The organism is uncultured Veillonella sp. (assembly GCF_905209685.1).
Lineage (GTDB): Bacteria > Bacillota > Negativicutes > Veillonellales > Veillonellaceae > Veillonella.
Genome location: NZ_CAJLUB010000067.1, coordinates 1 through 9,211 on the forward strand (window position 1 = coordinate 1; position 9,211 = coordinate 9,211).

Genomic DNA, 9,211 nt, shown 5'->3' on the forward strand with positions numbered 1-9,211 from the left:
CCATGGGCTGTTAAAGCGCCTTCACATCGTACAGGACGCAAGTGGTTAGCTGTAATAGATTGACCTACGCCAAATTTATCAGCACCAATGAGTTCGTTACTCATCATCCCCGCTGCAATTTCTACAAAAGCTAAAGTCGCCCCTCCATTTAGGTAACCTTGCGGTTGCTTGTGAAAGTCGCCTAAGTTCATTTTTGCCACACATGTGGTTTCACTTGTCATATGAGGCTTTTCAATTTGTAAAGCTTCAATCAAATTCATAGTGTTCGTTTCTCCATACAATACGCTTCTAATCTATCGTCAAAAACGGTTACACCTAGCCCATCACCATCAGGTACGTGCATTACACCATTTTTAAAAGTGAGGTCGGGATAGATGAGGTCTCGTTCAAAGTATCTATTAGAATCCGATAGGTCTCCTGCCATATAGGAATCACCTAGTGCAGCGAGTTGAGCATGGAGCATTTTAGAAACTCCAGACTCCACCATGCTACCAATCCAATACGGAATATGACTTTCTCTACAAAGATTAATAGCTGCCTTCGTTGGCACAAGACCGCCCATGCGCCCTACTTTTATATTAAGTACGTCAATTAGACCATATTCAATAGCATAGGATAAATCATCATAGCCTAATATAGATTCATCTAAACAGATAGGTGTTTCGATGTTCCAATCATCATTGTTAAGACGCTCCCACTTCCATTCCTTATAGGATTGGAGTGTCGTCATAGCAAAAGGCTCTTCTATGCAGGCTAAATTCAAATCATTAAATTGCCGAACCTTATTGATGTCGTCATAGGAATAGCTTTGGTTCGCATCAGCAGCTAAAACTAAGTTTGGATACTGCTTACGGACGAGAGATACTCGTTCATAGCCATCTGTAGGGTTCACCTTTAACTTAATGCGCTTACAACCATTTGTCACATGAGTTTCTACTGCATCTAATAATTGTTCCATCGGTACATCGCCAATAACAACACCACTTTCAATGGTATCTTGTAAGGGCTGCCCCATAATATAAGAAACGGAATTCACACCCAGTCTCTCACAGTGAAGATTAATAAGGGCATTTTCTACAGCAGCAATGGTCATCGGCATATGATCTCGATTTAGCCAGAATTGCAGCTGGCGTACATAAGTCATAAGAGGTTTAGGCCGCATCAAACGAAGATTAAAAATATAATCATCCACTAATTTCTTCCAACATGTATCTACGGTTTCTGCGGTATAGAATGGATCTGTGAAAGCTACACACTCCCCATAACCTACATAACCTTGTTGGTCCTCGATGCGGATAACAATGGTCTCCCGTTCTTTCACCTCGCCCTTAGCAGTCTTAAAATTAAACTTCATCGGTAGTTTAAGGCGATATGTAGTTATGCTTTTAAAATTTAAAATATCATTCATAAACGCCTCAATCTTCTAAACGCAGTTCATTACGCACAATTTTACCGGTCCCATTACGAGGCAATGCAGGTAAAATTCTTACATACTTAGGGATTTTATACTTAGCCAAAGAAGAAGTCATAAAGGATAGAATCTCATCAGCCGTCATACTTTCACCATCATGAAAGGCTACAAATAGTGCTGGTGCTTGCCCCCATTTAGAATCAGATACAGGTACAACGGCACATTCCTTCACCGCTGGCAATCTATAGACTAGGTCCTCTAACTCCTTAGGATAAATATTTTCACCACCAGAGATAATAAGGTCTTTGCGGCGATTTAGAATATATACAAAGCCATCTTCATCAACATAGCCAATATCGTCTGTATTAAGATCACCGTCGATAGGTTCCTTGTCGATATACCCAGTCATAACCATAGGGCCGGTCAAATGGATTTCCCCCACTCCATCCGCATCAGGATTATCAATATGAACCTGCATACCAGGTAATGGTTTACCTACAGAATCTCGTTTATGAGGGTAATCCAATACAGAGAAGGTCACACTTTGACTAAAGGTTTCCGTCATGCCATAGGTCTTATAAATTGGTAACAATTTCTTTTCGCAAGCATCAATAAGCGCCATAGGAATGAATTCGCCGCCAAGCAGAATCACTCGTAATGTATGATGTGTAATCTTCGGTTCTAATTGGGTCAAAATTGTAGGCACGAGAGACATCATATTGATTCGATCTGACTCAATGAGTTCTAAAACCTTTGCCTCATCGTATTTAGGCAATATAGTGATAGCCGTTCCATTATAAAGTGATCGCATCAAGATAGATAATCCACTGACATGGAACAACGGCAATACCATAAGCCAATTATCTTGTTCTGTTTTACCTAGCACCTCTTGAGATGCTTGTACATGAGCTCTAATTTGCCCCCATCGAAGGGGTACTGATTTAAACTGACCTGTTGTAGCGCTAGTGTTCATAATGGCCGCAATGTCTGCATCATCAAAGTTCCAATCGAAAGTGTCCTCTAAATTCAGATTAGACAGAATGGATTCTATCGGTTCAAACTCAATGGCACATAGTGAACTAGGCAGTTGATTATGTCGTTCTTTACTATGTAATACGGTAGTAATACCTAATTGTTTCAATTGGTTTTCTATCTCGTTGGGCTTAAGATGTACATTCAGCAGCAATACCTCTTTATGAGCTAGCATAGCTGCCAGTACATAGATTGCCATAGTAACAGAGTTGTCCGATAAAATGGCCACACGGGAGCTTTCAAGAGGTAGCAATTCACTAGCCACATGAAGCACACCGCCATATATATCGTTATAAGTATATTCATTTATACATATGCGATCAGGATAGTGCTGTACACCATACCGTAACCATTCCATCGTCTCACCTCGTATCTAAAGATAATGCCTTATGATTAGTAATTAATAACCAAAGATATTATAAGAAAGGCGCCTCATATAGAGGCGCACTTTACGTTTTTACAATACATTCCATCCCTAGTACTAGACTAGTACATCTATTCCGATTAAGGGAATTTAGGGAATTGTTTGAAGTTCGGTTTACGTTTTTCTTTAAATGCATCACGACCTTCTTTTGCTTCATCGATTGTGTAGTACATCAATGTAGCGTCGCCTGCGAATTGTTGTAAGCCTGCAAGACCGTCTGTGTCAGCGTTGAAGGCACCTTTCAACATGCGCAATGCCATTGGGGACAATTCAAGAATTTCGTTACACCATTGAACTGTTTCCTCTTCCAATTTGTCGAATGGTACAACACAGTTAACCATGCCCATTTCATAAGCTTGAGCAGCTGTGTATTGACGGCAAAGGAACCATACTTCACGAGCGCGTTTATGACCGATCATGCGAGCCAAGTAACCTGCACCGTAACCAGCATCGAAGGAACCTACGCGAGGACCTGTTTGACCAAATTTAGCATTTTCAGAAGCGATGGTAAGGTCACATACGATGTGCAACACATGGCCGCCACCAATAGCAAAGCCATTAACCATAGCGATTACAGGTTTTGGGATAACGCGAATCAAACGTTGTAAATCAAGAACATTCAAACGAGGAACATTATCTTCGCCTACATAACCACCATGACCGCGTACGCTTTGGTCACCACCGGAGCAGAATGCTTCTTTGTCTTCACCTTGACCGTGGTTTGCACCAGTCAATACGATTACGCCTACTTCGTTATCTTCACGAGCTACTGTGAAAGCATCGATTAATTCCATAACAGTTTTAGGACGGAACGCGTTACGTACCTGTGGGCGATTAATAGTAATCTTTGCAATGCCATTATATGTTTCGTAAATTACATCTTCATAATTACGATCCAATACTTTCCAATCAAATTTGCTCATGGACTTAACCTTTCTTGTGTAAAAAATCTAATACCGCTTGTTCAAACATCTGCGGTTTTTCTATATGTACATTATGCCCCGCCCCTTCGACGACGACATGTTTAAAGTTTGGCAACTTGCCAAATACATCTCTTCCTATTGTAGTATATTTTGTATCTAGTGCGCCACTCACATATAGGCCTTTACATGATAATTTGTCTAACTGATCACCTACATAGGTCATCACACCTTGACCTGACCCACGAAGGGTACATGCTAATGCGTACGGACTATTATGTGCGCGACGTAAATAAATTAATTCAGCGACCGCTGGTAAAAGCTGCTTTTGACTTTCAAAAATAGGAGCCTCCGCCCAACGAGAAGCAAACCAAGAACCATCGTTATGTTCGATTTGGTGAGCTAATTCTTCATCGGCCTTGCGTCGTTCTGCTCGTTCAGCCTCCGAAGCAATCCCCACAGAACCACTTTCAAGGATAAGCCCTTGAATTTCGCTATCATGCTGTAATGCATAGGAAAGCGCTATACGGGCCCCCATGGAGTATCCCATGAGATAATATCTATCACCTACCATGTGATAGATAACGGTATGCAAATCCTCTATCATTTTAGGGATTGTATAGGCCTCATCCTCTTCAGGAATATCAGAATCACCATGACCAATCAAGTCAATACGGATTAAACGATAACCTGGTAAATTAATAGAATCCCAAGTGTAACTAGATTCCGAAAATCCATGAAAACACACAATAGGCTCCCCATCGCCTACAACAGTCAATCCATAGCGATAATCGCCCAAATCAAAATACATACGCTGTGCTGGATTGCATAAAGCATTATCTACAATACTGCAAAAATACTGACTCATAGTAATGCCTCCATATCAACTGAAACCTTCGTATATTTCTTATGCAATTCTCTGCTATATTCCCTATTTGTAGGAATTTCAATGATATGAACGCCTGTTTCTTGGCTAACATTAGCCAATACAGAACTCAATTCATCGGGACTGGAGATTTTAGTATAGCCACAACCATAGAGTGTTGCAGCCCCACTATAATCTAAACCTTGTGACGTAGAGAACAAGTAGTCAAAATGCTTTGTCCCCTTTTGAGGTAAGTATTCAAAAATACCGCCGCCATCATTATTATGCAAAATAATAGTTAAGTTTAAATTATGGGTTTTCGCTATCGCCAAGCCATTCAAATCATGGAACAAGGATAAATCCCCCGTTACTAGATATGTAGGTTTACCATTTGTTGCTAGTCCTAGAGCCGTTGAAATAGTGCCATCAATGCCATTGACACCTCGGTTGCCGTAAAGAACCGCCTTAGATTCCCCACTGAACCAGAAGTAATCAAAATCGCGAATCGTCATACTATTGGCAACAAAAATTTGTCCATCTTCTGGGATGTGTTCTTGTAACTCACGTATGGTTCGGCCTTCAAAACAATGAGGCTCATCAATAGCTAAGCTTAGTTGCTTTTTGCCCTCTTGTTCTAACTGTTGCCATATTTTTAAGTACTCATCAGAGTTATTGTTTTTTCCATACAAATGGGTAAAAACATCAATGCTAGCTTGCACATGCATGGTAGTTTTACCTGTTGGATTCATAGAGTCCATCGTAGGATTTACCTCGATATACTTCACATCAGTCCAACTAGCGATCATCTGTTGTACACGCTTAGATACAACAATTTGACCAAACTGAATTACACAGTCTGGTTTTAACTCATGCCAAAGAGCTTGCCCTGCTAACAACGCATCATACGTAGAGATAACAACATTACTAGAATCGACACACTCCTTATTGCATTGATTACCTACCGAGTTATAACGTCGTCTTACATTAGACAACGGATCAGCCAAAATAGGGGCTTGTAAAGCCGCCCCAAAGGAACGAATCGTATTAGCTTCCTCTATATCGATCTGTGGGCCTGCTAGGATAAGGATACGCTCATATCTTTCAAGTAAATTATTAGTCTTTTCTTTACTAATAGGACTATCAGCAATATCAGTAGCAGTATTAATATGAGTCAAATCATTTTCATGGCGACAGTCAAATACACTACCATAGTTTGGTTTAACCACTTTAAAGGAACTGCGACCAGCCTCAAAATGGTTACGGCTCAATTCTGGCACCAATGGTTCAAAGAGAGGCACATTAATATGGACCGGCCCTTTTTTCGTATCCATCGCTTTCATATACGCTTTACGAGCCACTTGGCGAGGATATGTATAGTAATGAGATTCTTGAGGCACAGCTAATTCTTCAAAATAATTGACCGCAGTGCCAAAGATTTTGTGTTGATCTACAGTCTGAGGAGCCCCTACATGCAATAATGTATGAGGTCTATCAGCAGATAGTACAATGAGCGGTACCCCGCTATATTGAGCTTCCAAAACAGCTGGCAAATAATGGGCCACAGCCGAACCTGAAGTACATACGAGTACAGTTGGTTCCTTATGAGCCTTTGCAATGCCAAGAGCCATAAAACTAGCAGAGCGCTCATCTATATTCATATAGGTTTCAAATCCTTCATGCTCCTTGAACAGCATGGCCATCGTCGTAGAACGAGAACCAGGGCTAAACACCGCATGACGGACGCCGAGTTGATAGAACTCGTCTACCAAGGCAGCAATATATTCATTCATTATATTCCCTTTCAAAGACCCCTAGAGGTGCGGAAACAATTATAAGGCATCAAGAATGGTGCGCATTTTATTATTAGTTTCAGCGTATTCTTCATCCGCATCAGAATCAGCTACAACGCCACATCCTGCATAGGCATACAATACATTATCCATGATAAGAGCTGAGCGAATGGCAACTACAACGATGCCGTCCCCCATATCCTTCATAAAGCCAAAAGGCGCTGCGTACATACCGCGCTCATGGGATTCATACTCTTGTAATAAAGCCAGCGCCTTTTCTCTCGGTTCGCCTCCAAGAGCTGGTGTAGGATGTAGCAATCTAGCCCATTCCACAAGAGATTTTGTACTATCCTTTGCGGTAATTATGGTGCGCAAATGATAGAGGTGAGATAACTCCATAATGCCTATTTCTCCCACCATAACATCTGGAGTAATTTGTTTCATTGTATTCACGATACGGTCACGAACAATATTATGTTCTATAAGATTTTTCTCACTGGTTAGTAATTGCTCCTCAGTCCACGCATTAGGACCATCCTTTGGGGCTGTTCCAGCTAGTGCATAGCTAAGTATTTCACTGCCACGATGGCGGACTAAAATTTCTGGCGATGCCCCTACAAAGGTACGCCCATCCTTTTCATAGCCAAAGATAAAGCAATTGGGATTATTATCGACTAAATTAGCTAAAATACTTGCCACATTGTATGGTGTTTCACTAGTAAATTCTACCTCACGAGAAGAGACGACCTTAGTCATCGCACCGCTGCTTATGCCATCGGCAATAGCATTCATTAAACGGTTCCAATCCGCCTTATCATCGCTAGTTTCCTTGTAGTTATGACGAACTCGAGGTACCTCATAATTCTCAATGGGTACACTTTCACCAGCATGTAGATAGAAGGACTCTCCATTTTCTACGATGTAATAATGGGTAAAAGCAATCATTTCATGGCCCATATTACACCATTTATGGTCTTTTACAGTATCAAAAAAAGTATCCCCATAAAATACATAAGCATAATTATGGCGATCGTCATCATCTTTAACCGTCGCTAGACGTTTAGCGCCCACAACGATGCGGTCACTTTGGCGATCCACCCAAAACACGCGTTCTTCATTGGGGAAATTCATCCAAAATGATACCGGACTATTCAGTTTTAACGGTTCTTTGTTATATTTCATAGTTGTATGTCGCTATACGAAAAATAGACTATAGTAAAAACACCTAATATGTAGAAGATGTACTTCTACATATTAGGCGCCATCAATAGGTTTCAAAATGTTGAGATGAGCCTAACGCCATCACACGTCGATGGGCCCTCTTTATATCTACATTATTATAACATAGGTAACCATTAAAAGGTAGAAAATAAAAACCTCTACACCACATGCGCTATGCATAAATGTAGAGGTTTTTATATTTTGAAATGCTATTGTACTATTTAAATACATGTTACATGATGTAAAAGACCTTTAGTTTATTTGAAAGCTTTCGCCCCAATATCTGTACGATATTGCATGCCCTCAAACTTGATGTATTCTATACGTCCATAAGCTCTATCAAGCGCTGTTCTAAGGTCTTTACCAAGTCCCACAACACCTAGAACACGGCCGCCATTTGTGACATATTCTTCACCTACTAGTTTCGTGCCAGAGTGGAATACGATGGTTGTATCATGTTGTTTAATATCACCATGAATCACATCACCCTTCGAGGATGTTTCAGGATATCCTTTAGAAGCAAGAATGACACAAGCAGCAGAGGAATCTTTCCATTTCACCATATCAGCTGTTAATGTACCTGTGGCACAAGCCATCATAATTTGACCTAAATCACTATCAAGTAATGGCAATACAACTTGAGTTTCTGGATCGCCAAAGCGTGCATTAAATTCAACAACCTTAGGACCTTGAGGCGTAATCATAAGGCCTGCATAGAGACAACCCACATAAGGCATGCCCTCTTTTTGCATGGCCGCCACCATAGGTTCTAAGATTGTTTTCATCGCTTCATCACGCAATGCATCTGTAAGCACTGGCGCTGGTGCATAGGTGCCCATACCGCCTGTATTAGGGCCTTTATCACAATCAAAGATACGTTTATGATCCTGGGAAGCAATCATAGGCACTACCGTCTTACCGTCTACAAAGGCAAGTAAGCTCGCTTCTTCGCCTTCCATGAATTCTTCAATAACAACGGTGCTACCTGCATCACCAAAGCGATTACCGCTAAGCATATCTTCTACAGCTGCATTCGCTTCTTCTACGGTCATTGCTACTACAACGCCCTTACCGGCTGCCAAACCGTCAGCTTTCACCACGATAGGAGCACCTGTTTGAGCGATAAATTCTTTTGCTTCGTCTACCTTGTGGAATACACCATAGGCAGCCGTTGGAATATTGTATTTTTTCATAAGGTCTTTGGCAAATACCTTAGACCCTTCTAATTGAGCAGCCGCTTTAGATGGACCAAACACAGGAATTCCAGCTACATTGAGTGCATCTGCTAGTCCTGCTACAAGAGGAGCCTCTGGACCAACAACAACTAAATCAACGTGATTATCTTTCAAAAAACTAATTAAATGATCCCTTTGCTGCCAATCAATGCCGACTAGCTCTGCACAATCTGACATGGCTGCACTGCCAGGAATGGCATATACCTTTGTTACGCTAGGGCTGATGGACAATCGCCATGCCAATGCATGTTCGCGGCCGCCGTTACCGATTACACATACTTTCATAAGTCCTCCATCGGCGCCTAAACGCCAT

The 9,211-nt window shown here is 41.2% G+C and carries 8 protein-coding genes; all 8 read right to left on the bottom strand.

Annotated elements, in window-relative coordinates:
- Nucleotides 1-260: PaaI family thioesterase (locus tag QZ055_RS06040; protein ID WP_295825288.1), on the bottom strand; the 260-nt coding region annotated here is incomplete at its 3' end.
- Entirely contained in the window at nucleotides 257-1,408 is a 1,152-nt protein-coding gene (gene menC, locus QZ055_RS06045; protein WP_295825290.1) for an o-succinylbenzoate synthase, read from the bottom strand. The genes menC and QZ055_RS06040, both read right to left, overlap by 4 nt.
- A 7-nt stretch (nucleotides 1,409-1,415) precedes the next feature.
- Complete coding sequence (gene menE / locus QZ055_RS06050; protein ID WP_295825292.1) at nucleotides 1,416-2,801, bottom strand: o-succinylbenzoate--CoA ligase; 1,386 nt, start codon at nucleotides 2,799-2,801, stop codon at nucleotides 1,416-1,418.
- A gap of 146 nt (nucleotides 2,802-2,947) precedes the next feature.
- A complete protein-coding gene (gene menB, locus QZ055_RS06055) occupies nucleotides 2,948-3,790 on the bottom strand; it encodes a 1,4-dihydroxy-2-naphthoyl-CoA synthase (RefSeq protein ID WP_005387880.1) in 843 nt (280 codons plus the stop codon).
- Between the two features lie 4 nt (nucleotides 3,791-3,794).
- Nucleotides 3,795-4,655 carry a 2-succinyl-6-hydroxy-2,4-cyclohexadiene-1-carboxylate synthase gene (menH, locus tag QZ055_RS06060; protein WP_295825294.1) on the bottom strand — a complete coding sequence of 287 codons (861 nt, stop codon included), beginning with the start codon at nucleotides 4,653-4,655 and terminating at the stop codon, nucleotides 3,795-3,797.
- A complete protein-coding gene (gene menD, locus QZ055_RS06065; RefSeq protein WP_295825295.1) occupies nucleotides 4,652-6,442 on the bottom strand; it encodes a 2-succinyl-5-enolpyruvyl-6-hydroxy-3-cyclohexene-1-carboxylic-acid synthase in 1,791 nt (596 codons plus the stop codon). The genes menH and menD overlap by 4 nt, the downstream gene beginning before the upstream one ends.
- Nucleotides 6,443-6,481: 39 nt before the next feature.
- Nucleotides 6,482-7,624, bottom strand: a complete 1,143-nt coding sequence (locus tag QZ055_RS06070) for an isochorismate synthase MenF (protein ID WP_295825297.1) — start codon at nucleotides 7,622-7,624, stop codon at nucleotides 6,482-6,484.
- A gap of 296 nt (nucleotides 7,625-7,920) precedes the next feature.
- Entirely contained in the window at nucleotides 7,921-9,183 is a 1,263-nt protein-coding gene (gene purD, locus QZ055_RS06075; RefSeq protein WP_295825299.1) for a phosphoribosylamine--glycine ligase, read from the bottom strand.
- Nucleotides 9,184-9,211: the final 28 nt, after the last annotated feature.